At 40.7% G+C, this 18,260-nt stretch carries 17 protein-coding genes; 2 read left to right on the plus strand and 15 right to left on the minus strand.

All coding sequences use genetic code 11. From position 1 onward, the window contains the following. Window positions 1-18 precede the first annotated feature (18 nt). Genes L3V77_RS13760 through L3V77_RS13820 form a run of 13 tightly spaced genes read right to left on the minus strand, consistent with a single transcriptional unit; the run spans window position 19 to window position 10,895 of the window. A complete protein-coding gene (locus L3V77_RS13760; protein WP_275134655.1) occupies window positions 19-1,365 on the minus strand; it encodes a pilus assembly protein TadG-related protein in 1,347 nt (448 codons plus the stop codon). A 4-nt stretch (window positions 1,366-1,369) separates the two neighbouring features. After that, window positions 1,370-1,933: a tight adherence pilus pseudopilin TadF gene (tadF, locus tag L3V77_RS13765; protein ID WP_275134656.1), complete on the minus strand. Its 564-nt coding sequence runs from the start codon at window positions 1,931-1,933 to the stop codon at window positions 1,370-1,372. Then, entirely contained in the window at window positions 1,908-2,405 is a 498-nt protein-coding gene (locus L3V77_RS13770; protein WP_275134657.1) for a TadE/TadG family type IV pilus assembly protein, read from the minus strand. The genes tadF and L3V77_RS13770 overlap by 26 nt, the downstream gene beginning before the upstream one ends. After that, window positions 2,389-3,234: a hypothetical protein gene (locus L3V77_RS13775; protein WP_275134658.1), complete on the minus strand. Its 846-nt coding sequence runs from the start codon at window positions 3,232-3,234 to the stop codon at window positions 2,389-2,391. Before L3V77_RS13775 ends, L3V77_RS13770 begins: the two co-directional genes overlap by 17 nt. After that, entirely contained in the window at window positions 3,235-4,125 is an 891-nt protein-coding gene (locus tag L3V77_RS13780; RefSeq protein WP_275134659.1) for a type II secretion system F family protein, read from the minus strand. Between the two features lies 1 nt (window position 4,126). Continuing rightward, a complete protein-coding gene (locus L3V77_RS13785; protein WP_275134660.1) occupies window positions 4,127-5,044 on the minus strand; it encodes a type II secretion system F family protein in 918 nt (305 codons plus the stop codon). Then, window positions 5,041-6,327: a CpaF family protein gene (locus L3V77_RS13790; RefSeq protein WP_275134661.1), complete on the minus strand. Its 1,287-nt coding sequence runs from the start codon at window positions 6,325-6,327 to the stop codon at window positions 5,041-5,043. Before L3V77_RS13790 ends, L3V77_RS13785 begins: the two co-directional genes overlap by 4 nt. A gap of 3 nt (window positions 6,328-6,330) precedes the next feature. Beyond that, complete coding sequence (locus L3V77_RS13795) at window positions 6,331-7,560, minus strand: AAA family ATPase (protein ID WP_275134662.1); 1,230 nt, start codon at window positions 7,558-7,560, stop codon at window positions 6,331-6,333. Between the two features lie 11 nt (window positions 7,561-7,571). Then, window positions 7,572-8,093 carry a hypothetical protein gene (locus tag L3V77_RS13800; protein ID WP_275134663.1) on the minus strand — a complete coding sequence of 174 codons (522 nt, stop codon included), beginning with the start codon at window positions 8,091-8,093 and terminating at the stop codon, window positions 7,572-7,574. Next, on the minus strand, window positions 8,090-9,421 hold the full coding sequence (locus tag L3V77_RS13805) for a pilus assembly protein N-terminal domain-containing protein (protein WP_275134664.1): 1,332 nt from the start codon (window positions 9,419-9,421) through the stop codon (window positions 8,090-8,092). Before L3V77_RS13805 ends, L3V77_RS13800 begins: the two co-directional genes overlap by 4 nt. Window positions 9,422-9,436: 15 nt before the next feature. After that, window positions 9,437-10,216, minus strand: coding sequence for a Flp pilus assembly protein CpaB (gene cpaB, locus L3V77_RS13810; protein ID WP_275134665.1), 780 nt, complete (start codon window positions 10,214-10,216; stop codon window positions 9,437-9,439). 10 nt (window positions 10,217-10,226) lie between these two features. Continuing rightward, entirely contained in the window at window positions 10,227-10,661 is a 435-nt protein-coding gene (locus L3V77_RS13815) for a prepilin peptidase (RefSeq protein ID WP_275134666.1), read from the minus strand. A 30-nt stretch (window positions 10,662-10,691) separates the two neighbouring features. Beyond that, the gene (locus L3V77_RS13820) at window positions 10,692-10,895 is read right to left on the minus strand and encodes a Flp family type IVb pilin (protein WP_275134667.1); all 204 of its coding nucleotides are present in this window, start codon (window positions 10,893-10,895) and stop codon (window positions 10,692-10,694) included. 937 nt (window positions 10,896-11,832) lie between these two features. Here L3V77_RS13820 and L3V77_RS13825 point away from each other — a divergent pair. Further along, window positions 11,833-13,557 (plus strand): AMP-binding protein, encoded by a 1,725-nt coding sequence (locus L3V77_RS13825; RefSeq protein WP_275134668.1) that lies wholly within the window; start codon window positions 11,833-11,835, stop codon window positions 13,555-13,557. 631 nt (window positions 13,558-14,188) lie between these two features. Further along, entirely contained in the window at window positions 14,189-14,398 is a 210-nt protein-coding gene (locus L3V77_RS13835; protein ID WP_275134670.1) for a VF530 family protein, read from the plus strand. Window positions 14,399-14,493: 95 nt separating this feature from the next. Here the strand turns inward: L3V77_RS13835 and fusA are convergent, their stop codons facing one another. Further along, on the minus strand, window positions 14,494-16,593 hold the full coding sequence (gene fusA / locus L3V77_RS13840) for an elongation factor G (protein ID WP_275134671.1): 2,100 nt from the start codon (window positions 16,591-16,593) through the stop codon (window positions 14,494-14,496). A 207-nt stretch (window positions 16,594-16,800) separates the two neighbouring features. Continuing rightward, window positions 16,801-18,177: a DNA repair protein RadA gene (gene radA, locus L3V77_RS13845; protein ID WP_275134672.1), complete on the minus strand. Its 1,377-nt coding sequence runs from the start codon at window positions 18,175-18,177 to the stop codon at window positions 16,801-16,803. Window positions 18,178-18,260 lie beyond the last annotated feature (83 nt).

An 18,260-nucleotide genomic window follows, 5' to 3' on the forward strand; every position in this document is an offset into this window, starting at 1 on the left:
TTATCCAATTAACCCTAATTATTTTAGATGTCCGATTTCTTCACTAATTAATTCTAATATCTTGTTTAAAATATCATTCGTATTTTCAGCTTTAAATACATTGTCCGTCCCAGCACACGTCTGAAGCGCCGTATTACCACTTACATTATAATCAAAACCAATTACGGCAATTTTGGATGTTACATCATCTCCGTTGGACGTTACTTTCGCATCGAGCGTATCCCGGATAGTGCTGCACATTCCTGCGTTAACTAAGCTTGAGGTTGTCGATGAACTATTATCATCACCATCTGACAACACTATGATCAATCTTCGAGGATTATCGCCTTTTGCCACGATCTGAGCTCCTCGTATCAAGCCTTGATATGATGAGGTGCCAGAATCTGGAGAAAACGAAGAAATCGTGTTATTAAAGGCTGTAAAATCAGAGGTCAAATCAACATCATAAAAATAGGCATCATCACCATCACTGTTATATTCTTTCCCCAAAACCAAACGTTTCCTTGTAGAACGACATGATTTTTCAACAAATATGTTATTGACAGCCTTAGTCCAATTACTTCCATAAAGTTGGTTGTATACACACAACTCAATCACAGTGGTTCCACGACTTATCCAGCGATCTCTATTACCAAACCGTATATATTGACTTCTTGATAGTTTTGTAGAAGACACAAATTTTCGAGTATATCGATTGAAGCCAACATAGCCGACGGTATTATCGTCCATATTGACCAGCCCATTGAATTTTGCCAGCTCAACGGTTACTTCATCGATAACATCGACGAGATCCAAGTACTTTTTCCTTGAACCGCCATTCCAAGAATCTTCCATAGACCCTGAGAAATCGGATACAAAAACGATATCGACAGCATGGTTTTGATATTTACGTGATCTCCCATTAGAGGTAACGTTATAACTATCTATATTGGTAAATTCGGTTCCAAAAACCACATCGTGATTAGTCGTTGCCGTAACCTGGAATTCAAAAAATCTAGGTTCGCCTTTTTCTATCCCAGCAACACATTCTGGAATATCCTCACAGGTTAATTTTGCTACTTTCACCGATCCGATGCTTTTCAGATCCTTATTCATGTATTCTGAAATATAGGCTTTGGCTAACGTTTGGTTAAAATTACTGCCTATTCCGAACTTTCCATCATCGACACCGTCATCATCATCATCGTTTGGGTCATTGGCGGCTGAGACAGCTAGACTTGCCGCCTCCAACGCATCGTTGAGGCGCGCATCATTTTGCATCATTAAAGCGCCATCCGTTCCTATCGTAAAGAATCCCAGCATGGGGACCAATACTAATATGAACATTAGAGCAGCGGCACCTTTCTGTTTTTGTATAGGGCGCATAATTTTACCTACCTAATATCACTGAGCTAGAGCTTACTCGAGTAAACCCACTTCCCAGTGCGAAACCAATAAGCCAATTTTCTGTTTCATAACATAAAGTTACCCGATACATTGTGCTCTTGCGCCCCCAGGATGTCGTGACGGCAAGTTTGTTTTCAATTTGAGCCAGACTCTCTGAAATATTACACGTAATTCCACCTGGTGTGTTCCAGGTTACAAGCGCATTCTTAGCTCCCGACTCAGAATAAGTCTGCTCTTCATACAACATACCAAAATCTGCTTCTTTATAATTGGTATAGGTCCGCTTAAGAGATTTGGCCATAATCTTATAAATGTCATTAATCTGCTGATTAGACATAGTGTAATCGTCGCTGTACAGTTGAGTACGCTCTTTGGCCACACTTGCCGCTGAAAACGAAAGCCTATCTAGTTTCCCTTTCATTGATATTTTTGTTATCACGTCGCCAGCAAACATCAACATCATGACGAAGGCCATAGAAACCATAGCAAGCTCGATAGCAAACGTACCCTTCTGCTTGGCTCTAAATTTGGAATTGAGTTCTTTCATATTCTTGTATCACAATAATTTCACGGCTAAATATCGTTTTTTGATCAAAAAACACAGTAAAAATACCGTCGAATTCATAATCAACGTAATAGATGGCAACGGCGCTATCAGTTTCTGAGCCACACGTTGTAATACCCCCGCTAGATGCTGGCAGACATGTGTTTTCTATGTCGTATAGGTCATCTAAACTCTTTGCGTATTGGACGCTCGCTCGAATTTTAGATGTATCAACAAACTTGCTCCAAACACTATCACTTTTTGTCAAGGTAGCTTTAAAGGTGTCTATGTAGTTTTCCGTTTCTTTTTTAGATGCTCTAGCCGCTTCAGATACCGCTAGATCACCCATAGCGGATACATAACCCATATAGCTAATTTCCATCCATGCGGCCATCATCAACAAGAAAGCACCGAATCCTATAGCAAACTCTATCGCAACGACACCATCTTGCTTTCTTCTAATTTTCCGAATCATATGCCTCCCCTTTCACTACCTTAATCCGTTTTTTCGCTGCAGGATCAAGATCAGTCGCAAGACTTTCTGAGGTTGGTACGCGAACCAGTTGACTATTCGCTTCTCTCAACGCAATGAAAATAGTCTGTATCTGTTGTTCTTTATAGCCTTGCTCTCTAAGTATAGTTTCTACTTGCTTATACTGCCCTTTTTTTGTAAGTGCAAAAACGAGATTCGATTTGATTTTTCTGTCCGCATTTCCTGCTGCATAAATGGGCTGCAAACGCTTTATCGCTGCATCATAATCTTCTTGAATGAGATCAAGTACCGCCAAATTATTACTGATAATGAGGTCGTCGTGATAATGGCCTCTGGCTAAAAGAAAATAGTTTCGCGCTTTCTCAAACTCACCTTTTTCTGCCAAGATCAAACCCATCAGGTTTTCTGCTTCTGGGTACTTATCTCTCTGTGATAAAGCGGTTTGACAGTTAATGTAAGCTTTATCAATCAACCCTTCCTCCAGATACACCTTCGCTCTTAAAAAGACCACTTCAGCGACATTGGAATCATCAACCTTTATTGTCCCCAAATGGAACGCGGCCAGTTCCGTATTGCCACTTTGAATATAGGCGTTTATCAATTTGATCTTATTTTCGCTGCTCTCTTCTTTCGCTAGTGCTTCTTTGTAAAAGTCGACTAATCGTTCCTGATTTCGAGCGCTAATGAGCATCTGTTCTCTGGATTCAAACGTTGCCTGTTCCGCAATCTCTTCCTTGGACAGATTGCCATTAGTGGCACATCCATTGAGAACAAAAACAAAGAACAATGACTTAAGGATTAGATTCTTCAATTACATCATCCTCATCACACCGGGTGCGGCCGTTAAAATCACGATAGGAAACATGATAAAAAGTATCAATGGTATGGACATTTTTGCAGATAATTTACCTATCTTTTCTTCCAGACCCAACATCTGTATCTCCCGTATATCCATAGCCAAACGAGTCAATACTTCATAGATAGATGAACCGTATCGAAGACTTTGACTCAAAGTCATCACAAAACTACGAAATTCAGGTGTAGGTACTCGTATGTAAAGCTCTTCTATTGCCTTATCTAGACCGACCATTTGAGCTCGCTCATTGGTTCGTTTCAGCATATGAGCCATATCGATATCAAAGCCCACCATTTCCTGAGCTAGATACGTCATAGAAGACTCTATTGTCATGCCCGTTTGAACACAAACACCCATCATATCAAGAAGATAAGGGAGCTGACTGGATAGCTTTCTTTTTATATTACTCGTCCTAAACGCTAAATACCCATCTGGAACTATAATGATAATGATCGCCCAAATGAGTGACCATACGAGGTATTGAGATGGGTCACGTTGAAAATGTAATCCAAGAGTAATTGCCAGCGCCACGCCAATCACTAACAAGAGATACTTAAGCGGGACAAATAGATAGGCAAATTTCGTGTTATAGATCCCTGCTGCTACAAATTTATTCGCAATTTCAGAATCAGACGCCGCAACGAGATTTGATATTTTTTTACCTAATGACTCCAATCCTTTTTTTCTTTTTTCTGTTTTATGTTCTTTTTCAGATAAGCCAATTTTACTGAGTTTATTGCTTCTTTTTACTTGCTCGTACAACACATAGGCGATAGTGGCTATACCGACAGCCAAGAACCAGATCGACAGTACCAGATAGAATTGCTTATTCGCTAGTAACTCCATATCACCTAACTCCTTTGAGCAAAGCGGTAATAATTGTTATACCTATCGCTTCACTTATTAGGACGTAGTATAAAATCGGCCTACCTTCCTCACTAAACATGACAAATTCGTAATTTAATGGGCTGATATACTGCATCAGCAATAAGAAGATAAATGGTATTGCTGCAACAATTTTAGCGGAAGCTCGAGCTTCTGCAGTAAGCGCAAATTTTTTCTTATCTATCGCTCTGGCATCAAACATCAGTCGATTTAGTCTCGTGATAACGTCTTTTAATTGCCCGCCACGATGCATATTTGCCCTAAGTGTTATTACAAAAAAATAGAAAGATGGATATGGGAAGCGTTTACACGATTTTCTAAAAACTTCATCCGGAGCTTCACCCATTTGTAAGCGGTCGCCCATGACCTTAAACTCTGCCCCAACATCCCCGTCTAGGTTCTTACCAACATACATGATGGCATGCATAATACTCTCACCGGATGACACGGCACTTGCCAATATATTCAATGCATCAGGAAAAGCTTCTTCAAATTGCGTTCTCTCTCGTTTCTGTAACCATGAATACGCAAATAGCAGTCCAATAAAGACGGTAACAACCTCAATAAGAATAAGGTTACCGCGTAAAAAACGTTGATTAATCTCATTACCTGCAAAGAGTAATGCAACGACAAATAGGATTATCTTAATGGATGCGAGTGCACCTATTTGTTTCTTAAGATTACTTATTCTATCCTGAATTCTCTGCCAAAGAGTTCTGTCTGATAGGGTATTAAAATCGACCGCATCGTCATCTCCACTTAGAGAATAAACGTGAACCGTTTTATTGTATTCTTCTAAATAGTTGTTTTTTTTTCTATCTGTCGCAAGAGAAAAAACGATGAGGACAACACCCAAAATAACCAAAAATAGATATATCATGAACGCCCTCTTTTATTCTGGAACAGAGCGTCTAGCTGTTCATCTAAGCCAAAGAAGCGTGCTTTTTCCACTAAAATCGAGCGTTTCATTAATCCCGCGGTTACAAAATTTCCCTGCACTTTCTCAGCATTAGCATCTCCGTGCTCTGGTCTAAACTGAAATATTTCTTCCAGTACCACACTAGAACCTTCAAGCCCGACTACTTCGGTAATGCTCATCACTTTACGGCTACCGTCATGCAATCTGCTTATCTGGATAATAAGATCAACCGCGCTGACGATGGTTCTTCGAATCGCTTCCAGTGGAAGGTTAGCCGTTGCCATCATTACCATGGATTCAACACGCGCGATGGCATCTCTTGGTGTATTGGCGTGCAAGGTCGACATTGAACCATCATGTCCGGTATTCATCGCCTGTAACATTTCGAATGCTTCACTACCACGACACTCTCCGACAATGATTCTGTCGGGCCGCATACGCAATGCGTTTATCACCAGATCTCTTTGGTGAATCACACCGGTATTTTCAATACCAGCTGTGCGTGTTTCCAACCGAACAACGTGTGGTTGCTGTAGCCTCAATTCTGCAGCATCTTCTATCGTGACAATACGTTCTTTCTCGGAAATAAATTGAGACAAGGCATTAAGCATGGTGGTTTTACCTGAGCCGGTACCACCTGAAATTAAAATATTAAGCCGGCACCTTGCTGCAATCATCAAGATTTGAGCCATTTCTGGGCTCATCGCGCCAAAACCAACAAGTTGAGAAAAATCGATCGCTTGCTTTTTAAACTTACGAATAGAGATAGAGGTTCCATCTAGAGCAATCGGAGGGATAACAATATTTACGCGACTACCATCTGCAAGTCTAGCATCACATAAAGGAGACGAGTCATCGACACGTCGACCAACCCTTCCCGCGATACGCTTTGCAATCTCCAACACTTGAGCTTCATCAACAAAGTTAACAGGTACTTTCTCAACGAGTCCACCGCGCTCTATAAACACGTGTTCATGCCCATTGATCATAATATCTGTAATGGAATCGTCTTCCATTAAAGGTTGCAAAGGTCCAAGACCATGGAGCTCATCGACTAAACTTTGAACAAATTCATTGCGTAGTACGACAGGAACTTGAAGTGCATCTTTCTCAACAAGCATGTCAACCGCTTTAGAGAGTTGTTGCGCTAATTGACTGTCTGATAAACGGTTTATCGCCTCTGGATCTAGGGCATCATAAATCTGTCTTCTTATATTAACGTAAATTTCTTTTGTTTCACTCATCCGTTATTTCCTACGAGAAAATAGTGAAAAACCTTTTTTTTCATCTTCACCCACTATGAGTGATACCAACCTACGCAGTCCTTTTTCTGCCTTACCACCTATCTTAGAAATTCTTTTACGTTCTAAAACGAGAGCATCTAGCTGTTTTACAAAAGGGATAATTACATCGACTTCTCTTCGTAGGTATTTTTCAACCTCTTTTAGAGTGATCGTGCCTGAAGAGGTAGGTAAGCAATAGTTTAGTACGACAAATACTCGCATATTGCTCTCTTGATTTTGGTCTTCTAGTTGCTGTTTGATTCTTGCCGCATCTCGCAACGAAGAAACTGTCGGTTCTAATACAAGGATGACACTATCCGACAACTCAACCACTTCCTCTTTATTGAAGTTTTGTCTGGCAATGGAAGAGAGGTCATCGATAATAAAGTTACAGTCCGCAGCAATATGTTCCACAACCGTTTTTGTATATTCTTTTATTTCTGCATTGGCAAGTGACTCTGACGTCAGAGATAGTACCGATAGTAATTTATTATGTTTGATTAACATGCCTTGAGCGGAGGTATTATCTAATGTGGTCGCAAATGCACCAGGCCTGATTTGGCGTTTCTCAAACTTCTCCATACCAAGCATTATATCGATGTTGCCACCCTGGTAATCGTTATCCACCAGAACACATGACGACTTCTTGTCTTCAGACAAGAGATACGCAATCTCCGAGCATATCAATGTAGTCCCGACCCCCCCTTTTGAACCGATAACACTTATCTGTTTTGCTTTCCGCTTCTTACCAAGTCCCTTGTTCTTATTTCGGTTCTCGTGGACACTGACCACGAACTCTATAAGTTCATGCTTGGTAATCGGCCAAAATAGATAGTAGAAGCCCATTCCTTTCAGGTTTCTTATCGTCGAAATCGCATCTTCACTACCAATCACTATTACTGATGCATCATTTGGTAATAAGTGACTGATTCTTTCTGCATCTTGGCTTACATTATTACTTTCGTTAAGCTCAACGATTACAATCTCGATACTCTCATTTCGGACATGTTCTTTAATATTCTCATCGTTATTTTGAACGATAGCCGGAGTTACTAACCCTTCGAAACGATACGCCTCTTTAACCAGAGCCTGACATTTATCTGTCTGATAAAATAGTACCGATGTGATTTCATCTTTTGGCCCATCATCTCCATGTGCACTATCTTTTTTAAGAATATCAACTAAATCAAACATCCTTGCACATCCTATTTATTATTGGTTTCAGCTAGCATTTTTTCAGGATTGACCATCGACTGCCATCTTGCACTTTCTGCATAGCAACCACTTTCCGTTTTGCCAAATGTGCCCACTTTTTCATAGCTACAAATATTCGAAAATACCTTATTAACGACCGTTTCAAATGTCAGATCTTTCGTTATTCCTCCCTCTTGGAGGCCCCCCTTAGTTATCGTTATTTGATTCCTATTTAGGCCTTTTGAAAGCAGGTGTTTCTGGTACTCTTCAGCTAACTTATTCCCTGTAGAGGTATACCATGTAAAATTAAGTTGTTGAGTCGCAATCCTATTCCAATTATTTTCTACATATTGGTCGAGCTCTCGCCAAGCGGCTTTTTCATTATTTTTCTTAACGCTCAGATTCAACGTGTAAGTAATTGGTACGACCTGTAGTTCCGCCCCCTTCCTCTCGCCAATAACATCCACACATGCATTTAGGCCTAAAGCGCAGAATATTATAACCAGAGCCTTCGATAATTTTATTTTTTTCATTGTTTGAACCCTCCAGAAGCTAACACCTCATTGGCCCATTTCTCATCTGCTTTTTTGTAAGTACCTTCAATACCAAAAAAGCGGTGTAAATTGGATGTTTTTTCCATCGTCGGAATCTGGATCTGGTTGGCCTGAATCGGCTGTACTAGATTAACGGTTGCGATAATGAGCAGTTCGGTCTTAGTTCGAGTAGTCTCAGTGTGCCTAAACAGCGCACCTAGAATAGGAATATCGCCAATATAAGGGATTCGTCTCAGTGATTCAGTATCTTCAGAACTCAGTAATCCAGCAAGCACGAAGCTCTGGCCATCACCTAACTCAACGGTCGTTCTTGCACGGCGGGTTCTTAGTGCTGGTACGTTGTAGGTATCGTCACTATAAAACACATCATCTAACGCACTCACTTCCGGCATTAATGAGAGCTTAATTTTGTCATCTCTAAGTACCTTCGCCATCAATTCAAGACGGACACCATACTCTTTGTATTCCACGTTTGTCGCACCGTCGACATAGGTAACAACAGGTAGCTCACCACCAGCAAGAAAACTTGCAGTCTCACCAGAAATAACCGACAAGTTCGGCTCTGCAAGTATCTGACCGACGCTATCATCACCGATTGCAGTAATGACTGATATGATATCATCGGCACTAAAGTTGGTTAGATAATCGACGAAAACACCAGCGGTCTGTCCACTGCTGCCTAATTGAATACCAAACTGTTCCATAAATGAGTGAGAGACTTCAGCAATGGACAGTTTAACGTTCACCTGTTTCGTTGTTGCAACCTCAATATTGTTAACCAAGCCAGGGAAACGATACTTGCGCATAAAATCCATTTCGTATTGGGTATCACCTAAATCCCATTCGACAATCGTGATCTCAGCGTCTTTAGCCAACAGTTCGCCTACCAAATGATAGATGTCTTCTTTCTCTTGATCACTTGACACTAATCCACTGAGAACTGCTTGATCACCTAGGTTGTATATATTGACGTCTACATCGGGATATCTGAGTTGAATCTGTTGTTGTATGTGAACCATGCTCTTATTGACAACCAGCTTTCTCGATGCCAGTGTTTGCCCCTCTTCATCAAAAATAATCAACGAAGCATTGCCAATTTTTTTACCAAAAAACACAACTTTATTCTTGTCTATAACCTGATAGTCAGCAATTTCTGGATTAGAGATGAATACAGAGCCAATTTCTTCCGTCACTGTTATTGTTTCCGCATCACCTTCGGATAAATTCACTATACGCGCGCCAAGTGCAGAGAAGCTAAACAGACACGCTACAAATACTAACCACTGAGATAACCTACGAGTATCCATACCACTTAACCTTTATTATTTTATATTTACATCACCCGCGCGAAACTCTTTGATCGCTCGATAGGTGGGTAAGATATCACCTGAATTGGCTTGGAGTAATTCTGCCTGTTCGGCACCAACTGACTTATGAAATTCTAATTGTGCTATTTTTTTTGCTATCACCAACTTCGCTAATTGCTTTCGCGTCAGTTCCAATACCAAGCTGACTTCTGTGTCGTCTTCAAGCACATTTTGCTCAACCTTCAAGACTTTGACCGCGATAAGAATAGGGGAGAAGAAAACGGTCTGAATTGGTTGGACTTTATCACTGGACGCTAAATTCTGACTCAGCGACGAAAGTGCGACAACATCGATTAAGCTGCCATGAGTAATAACACCACCAATGATAGTATCAGAATCAACTTTTACTCCGTAGGGCACCATATTGTCAGCGATGATCAAATCTATATATCCATCTTGGTCGGGTTTTATAAGATCTAATTGAGTCACCCACCCATCAGAACTTATATCTTTAGAAGAGACCTCACCACGAACAAACTCTATCTCAACATCCTCCGTGATGCCGTTGTCATTCGCTTCAGGCTCGGTAACTTTCGTCACATAAAACTGCGTGCGCGTTACCATTTGACCCCGCTTTATATCTTCCTTTGCTTTCCAGACGGTGATCATATTGACGTCTTCAACAACATCAACCACATTCTGCTCTGCATCTTGCTTTATCAGATTGCCTGATAAACCATAAAGCCCAGCACCAATAGCGATAAGTGCAACAGGTATTAATATTCTAAAATTCATTTATATACCCCTAAGGGATTGAAGCCATTATCCCTAACCAACATCCGATAGAAATTGGAACTCCGTATGGGATATGAGCAATTACTCTATTTTTTCTAAGCCGCGAGCTAACAAAAATAACAATTGACAGTGCTCCACCAAGAAATGCAACCAACAGCAAAGTAGAGATAAAATAATCTGGGGATATCATTGGTGATATTGCAGCAAGCAACTTTGCGTCCCCTGCTCCCCAAACGTTCAATCGCCATAAAAGAAGACCAAAAAGAAAAACTGGTACAACAATCAGCCACTGCATCCAATAACCATTAAAAACACAATACAGCGTCGAATTTATCAACAATAAAACTGACGCTGTATTAGGGATTTTTCTATGACGAAAGTCACTTTGTATTACAAAAATAAGTAATAAAGCTGTAATGACCGCGCATATATCAGTAGCTGCCACAGTTAAACTATTACTGGTTTGCTTTGGTAATTACACAGCAACGTTTGCTACTTTATTAAGTAAATCTGTGATTAATTTCCCGAGCGTACCACCAGCTGTCGTACCAATTGCTAGAGCAACAACAGTTGCAACCGCAACCGCAACAATTGCATATTCAATCGCTGTTACACCGCGTTCATCATTTTTGAATTCTTCTAGAAAAAGTTTTGTTTTAACATAAGTTGAAAGAAACATAATAGACTCCACATCGTATCTAATTGATTATTACTCAGCTTTAATCACCAACAACCAAAGTAAGTATCTGAATTATTAATATTCATTGTTTATAAAGCACCTACCCAAACAAGGTAGAGAACACTTTAAGAACGAGATTTAGAATATCATACCGTTTAAAAATGACATCCTAAAAAATTTAAACATATACCCGTCACCTTATTAAATAATAAGACAATCAGCCCATTCTTCATACTTGGGTTGAGCCTGTAGAAAAACCACATCTCAACTTCAAAATATGCCAAAGCTAATTTTAACTATAGCCCAAATGATGACATTGTCATTTAAACCCTATGAAATTCTGAAGTTTTTATTTAGAGCAATACTTCATCGGCACCAAAAGGTCCTTTACTCTAAAAATTAAACATCTTAACTCTGAAATAGTCATGACAAAAATTAAATAACTTTAATTACAATTAGTTACAATGATAGTTGTGCTTTTAAACAATTCAAATCAACATCTTTTTATTAATTTTAACTGCTATTAAACTTATATAACGCCCGTCTCATATACGGGACACCTAACCACACTATTTGAGAACTGCATCACAATTAAAGAAAATGTTCTATTTCTCAAAAACAAGACAATTATTCCATTATATTATTGAACTAAGATCACTAATAATTCCTTGTATTTAAAATGTAGCTCATAGAATTGGTCTGTCAATTTTCTACTTATAGAAAAAATCGATTATTTTTTTATTTGATATAATTATCAGAAATGGAATTAACCTCATAAAATTGGACGTAGTCATTATTAATAAGAAGCATTCAAATAAAGCTTATATTTTTCTTCTCCGCTATGGTCGTATATACGACCATAGTGGCATTCAAACGCTCGTTTAAAAACTACCAATATGTTGCTAGTATGTTACAATAAAGTAACGAAATACTAACGATGGAACGGGTAATCATGAGTCGACCAATACATGCAGACGTAGAACTTAACCAAGAAGTGGCCTCGCAATCTTGCTCATTGCCACCACCCAATGAGCTTTTGCTTAAATGGGCGGACTCTCGACCCCAAGAGGTTTATCTTAAACAGATTATTGACCGTCAATTCGTTACCTATACCTATTCTCAGGTTGCACAGATGGCCCTAAAATTTGTTACCGCCTTGAGAGAAAAAGGATTACAGCCTGGCGATAAGATAGCGTTGATATCTAAAAACTGCGCGGAATGGTTTATCACTGACCTAGCATTAATGATGGGTGACTTTGTTAGTGTCCCTATTTTCCCTACCGCAGGTGCAGACACAATTGATTACTGTATTAATCACAGCGAAAGTAAAGCAGCTATCATTGGCAAGCTAGATAACGCTGCTGCTGTCGAATCCGTAATAAATGCTCATCCTGAGCTTTTAACGATATCTTTGCCTTATGATACGGCACCAAAATGTGACTTCGAATTTAACACCATGATAGAAACTTCACGACCAACGGACGAGCGTCCTCAACACTTCGACGACAAACTAATGTCATTGGTTTATACCTCGGGTACATCTGGAACACCAAAGGGAGCAATGCTTACTTATGGCGCCTTCAGTTGGTCAGCCGAGCGCTTAGTTGAGATCCTTGGTGTTCAAAAAGAAGATCGCGCATTCTCTTATTTGCCGTTGGCACATATTACAGAACGTGTATATATCTTTGGTTCGTCTATCGTTGGCGGTGTTCAGGTTGCCTTTCCTGAGTCGTTGGACACATTTATTGACGATGTCAAAATGCAAAGGCCGACACTGTTTATATCTGTACCTCGTCTATGGGCTCTCTTCCAACAACGTATCCAAGACAAAATGCCTCAAAAGAAACTCAACTTTCTGCTGAAAATACCATTTGTGAATTCAATCGTTAAAAAGAAAATCATAGAAGGATTAGGACTGGATCAAAGCCGGGTCTTAGGCTGTGGCTCTGCACCCGTATCACCGGCACTTCTCAATTGGTATCACAGTGTAGGCATAAATATAACCGAAGCTTGGGGGATGACAGAGTCGTTTGCTTACAGCACACTCAACTACCCTTTCAGATCTGAAAAAATCGGGACAGTTGGTAATGGCGGACCGGGTATAGAACTTAAGATAGCTACCGACGAAGAAATCATGGTGCGTAGTAAAGGTATGTTCGCTGGATATTACAAGAATGAAAAAGCAACCAAAGCTTCCTTTGATGATGATGGTTGGCTGCATACTGGTGATATTGGATCGTTAGATGACGAAGGTTATCTCTCCATACAAGGACGTAAAAAAGATACATTTAAAACAGCAAAAGGCAAATTTGTCGCGCCTGTACCTATTGAGAAAAAACTCTATGAGTACAGCCGAGTGGAAATGATGTGTTTAATAGGTCTAGGTATGCCTGCGCCCATTCTTTTAGCCGTCCCTCATCAGTTCCCTAACTTTGACAAAGAACGTTATCAGAGGCGAGCAGAACGCGTCATTAAACGTATGAATCAAGATTTAGAATCTCATGAAAAAATTAAAGGTGTCTTGATGGTGAAAGAACCGTGGAGTATCGAGAATGATATTTTAACACCAACCTTAAAGATTAAGCGCCATATTCTAGAGAAGAAGTATCACGACGTTGGCGCTAACTGGCCAAAAGATAAAGTGGTTATTTGGGAAGAGTAACCTCTTTTCTGTCTAGACCTAATGACCCTATATCACTCGGTATGGGGTCTCTCTCATTTATCTTATGAACTTATCTTTCACCGCGGTAAACAACATTAAACCTTTCGCAAACTAACTCCATATTTCTGACCATTTAATACCTAACTCGTCACACACCGAACGAAAAAAATTGGTGTGAGCGAGATGCCATCCCCGATAACTTTTATCCCCCCCCTTCTCCCTCGGCAAATGCAAAATATTCTGAAACTTGATTGAATGGTATCTGCTTTATAGACCTTGTTTCTATGATACAGACAGGCACCTCATCCCAATTCAGTAAGACCATCAGCCAGCCAACTTAAGGAAGCACTTCACCTTCGAGATTGTAAGCAGCCTTCAAGCTGCAGGTTGCGGTTTTAATTCCTTTCAATACAAGACGAGCGCATTCATTCGCATTCCATTCATCGCCACAAAAATACTCTGCAACGACTGAAAGACTGTCCGTATACTGCCCCTTTAGCAGTGTCTGAAAATATTTATTTAAGTAAGGTTGATGTTCAGTTTTTATATCGACAACCCCTATTTTTTTACAGATTATCTATCATCGGTAGATATAACGTATAATAACGGCAAAACTATTTGTAGGTACATTATGACTCAACTCAATAACCCACTTCATGGGGTTAAACTTGAAAAACTACTCACGGATCTCGTCGAACATTATGGCTGGGAGGAATTAAGCAGTATGGTCAACATAAATTGCTTTAAGAAAGATCCAAGCATCAAATCTAGCTTAAAATTTTTACGCAAAACAGATTGGGCGAGAACGAAAGTTGAAAGCCTTTGGCTTAATATGCAATAAAATAACCCACCACTAATCGTAGTATTAGCAAATTTCACCCAATAAAAAACCCGAAAGCTTACACTTTCGGGTTTTTTTAACTCAGAACAAAGAAGTTATTTCTTCTCTTTTCTTTCTCTTTCTTTGTCTTCTTTAACTTTAGCAATGACTGCTTCAGCAACGCTGTTCGGACACGGAGAGTAGTTAGCAAATTCCATTGAGAACTGACCACGACCAGAAGTCATTGTGCGTAGGTGACCGATATAACCAAACATTTCTGAAAGAGGAACGTCTGCTTTAATACGAGCACCAGTAACTCCCGCTTGTTGATCTTTAATCATGCCGCGGCGACGGTTAAGGTCACCAATAACATCACCAACGTGATCATCTGGCGTAAATACGTCAACGTTCATGATTGGTTCAAGAAGTTGCGCACCAGCTTTAGGCATAGACTGACGGAATGCACCTTTCGCTGCGATTTCAAATGCAATTGCAGATGAATCCACGGCGTGGAAGCCACCATCAAATAATTCAACTTCAACGTCTAGTGTTGGGAAACCAGCAAGAACACCGTTTTCCATCATGCCGCCAAAGCCTTTCTCGATTGCAGGCCAGAATTCTTTAGGTACGTTACCACCAACAACAACTGATTTGAACGAGAAACCTGAACCAGGTTCACCTGGTTTGATACGATAGTCGATCTTACCAAACTGACCAGAACCACCAGACTGCTTCTTATGCGTGTAGCTATCTTCAATTGCTTGAGTAATAGTTTCACGGTAAGCAACTTGAGGTGCACCAACCGTTAGGTCTACACCGTAAGTACGTCTAAGGATATCTACCTTAATGTCTAGGTGAAGCTCACCCATACCTTTAAGGATAGTTTCGCCAGTCTCTTCGTCTGTTTCAACTTGGAATGAAGGATCTTCAGCAACCATCTTACCAATTGCGATACCCATCTTCTCAGAACCACCTTTATCTTTCGGTGATACAGCAATCGAGATTACTGGCGTTGGGAAAACCATTGGTTCAAGCGTCACTGGGTGCTTAGGATCACATAAAGTGTGACCAGTTTTCACGTTCTTCATACCTACAATCGCAATGATATCACCAGCTTGAGCGCTAGTAAGTTCGTTACGGTCATCAGCTTGCATCTCAACCATACGGCCAACACGCTCAGTCTTACCAGTAAATGAGTTAAGGATGGTGTCACCCTTGTTCAAGGTACCTGAGTAAATGCGGACAAAAGTTAGTGCACCAAAGCGGTCATCCATTATTTTAAATGCAAGTGCTTTAAATGTTTCATTTGGCGAAACAATCGCGTGCTCGCCATTTTCTTCACCTTCGTCGTCCATTAGAGGTTGAGGATCAACTTCAGTTGGAGAAGGTAGATAGTCAACAACAGCATCAAGAACGATTTGAACGCCCTTGTTCTTAAATGCAGAACCACAGTATGTTGGGAAGAACGCTAGATCACGAGTACCTTTACGGATACAACGCTTAAGGTCTTCAATAGAAGGTTCTTCACCTTCCATGTACGCTTCCATTATATCGTCGTCTTGCTCAACCGCTGTTTCGATTAGCTCTTCACGGTACGTTTCAACATCATCAACCATGTCTGCTGGGATGTCTTGAATCGCATAGTTTTCAGGAAGACCAGTGTCATCCCAAACGAATGCTTTACGAGTGATTAGGTCTACAACACCAACGAAGTCGTCTTCGCGGCCAATAGGTAGAACCATAACAAGTGGCGTCGCGCCTAAAACTTTCTTAACTTGACCAACAACATTAAAGAAATCTGCACCTATACGGTCCAATTTGTTTATGAAGATCAAACGCGATACTTCTGAATCGTTAGCATAACGCCAGTTAGTTTCTGACTGAGGTTCAACACCACCAGAACCACAGAATACGCCGATGCCGCCATCAAGTACTTTAAGTGAACGGTAAACTTCTACTGTAAAGTCAACGTGTCCAGGAGTATCGATAACGTTTAGGCGGTGGTCTTTCCAGAAACAGCTTACTGCCGCTGACTGGATGGTAATACCGCGCTCAGCTTCCTGATCCATGAAATCAGTTGTAGATTCGCCATCATGAACTTCACCAGTCTTATGAATTTGACCAGTCAGTTTAAGGATACGTTCAGTTGTAGTAGTTTTACCCGCATCAACGTGCGCGAAAATACCAATATTTCTGTATTTTGATAAATCAGTCATTGTCTTACTCTGTTAATAAGGTATAAAAATGCGCGCAGAGTATACCACAATCTCTCGAGACTGATACCCTAACGTGCGTTGATTCTATAAAAAAGTGGCTTATCTTACCACGTAGATTTAATTGTAGTTAGACATTATTTGTCATCGAGTAGAGAATTTATTATTAAGACATTTATAGACTACTTTTAAAGAGATCTCATTTATCAATTAGACCTCATCAAAAGCATCAATTGCCTCCGATAACTTTCTAACACCATGTATTTCCATTCCGGCTATTCCGCCTTTAGGCATATTTGCCGATGGGATAATAGCCTTTTTAAACCCGTGCTTAAAAGCTTCCATCAATCTTTCTTGCCCACTAGGCACTGGGCGTATCTCACCCGCAAGACCCACTTCACCGAAGACGACGACATCCTTAGGTAATGGCCTGTCTCGAAAACTGGACAGTAATGACATTATTAGCGCTAGATCTGCACCTGTTTCTGTCACCTTTACGCCACCGACAACATTAACGAACACATCTTGATCTGCCATTTGCAAGCCACCATGTTTATGGAGCACCGCAAGCAACAACGACAACCGATTTTGATCTAAACCAACGGCCACTCTGCGTGGATTGGCTTGCTGTGAATAATCAACTAGCGCTTGTATCTCAACGAGAAGCGGGCGCGTCCCCTCCCAGACCACCATCACAGAACTACCGGATGTTTCTTCTTCTCCACGAGAAAGAAAAATAGCCGAAGGATTGCTGACCTCTCTGAGTCCCTGTTCGGTCATTGCGAAGACACCGAGTTCATTGATAGCACCAAATCGGTTTTTGTTGCTCCTCAGTGTTCGGAAGCGGCTATCTGAACCACCATCAAATAGTACTGAGCAATCTATTATATGCTCCAGCACTTTCGGTCCTGCAAGTGAGCCATCTTTGGTAACATGACCAACCATAAACACGGCGACATTATTTTGTTTTGCATATCGAGTAAGCGTGGTTGCGGACTCTCGTACCTGAGCGACACTGCCAGGTGAAGATTGGACATCTGAAACATGCATAACTTGAATCGAGTCTATCACCATGATGCGAGGCTGCTCTTTCTCCGCAATCTGGACGATTTTGTCTACATTTGTCTCTGAGAGCATTTTTAGATGCTCTTTCGGTAACCCTAGCCTAGACGCTCGCATTGCAACTTGTTGTAGCGATTCTTCTCCTGTCACATAGAGCGCAGGCATCTGAGAGGATAGCATACACATAGTTTGCAGAAGCAAAGTAGATTTACCGGCCCCCGGATTACCACCGATTAAAATAGCCGCTCCAGGCACCACTCCACCGCCTAAAACTCGATCTAACTCTTTGAAACCACTAGTAAAACGAGGAACCTCTTGCAGGTCAATCTCGGACAAGACTTGAACGGTAGACTCTACAGCACCCGCATAGCCGACCAGCCTTTCATTTCTTGCCACTTGCGGAGAGGCCGCGAGACGTATCTCTGTAATAGTGTTCCAAGCCCCACATGCATTACATTGCCCTTGCCATCTAGGATAATCAGCCCCACAATCGTTACAAACGTAGGCTCGTTTAACTTTTGCCATGGATCCTCAATAAATGTTATCTAAATCAATTAATCGAAATTTTACGTACATTTGAATCGAAACGATATATTAAAGTAAATCGT

It is taken from the genome of Vibrio sp. DW001 (genome assembly GCF_029016285.1).
GTDB lineage: Bacteria > Pseudomonadota > Gammaproteobacteria > Enterobacterales > Vibrionaceae > Vibrio.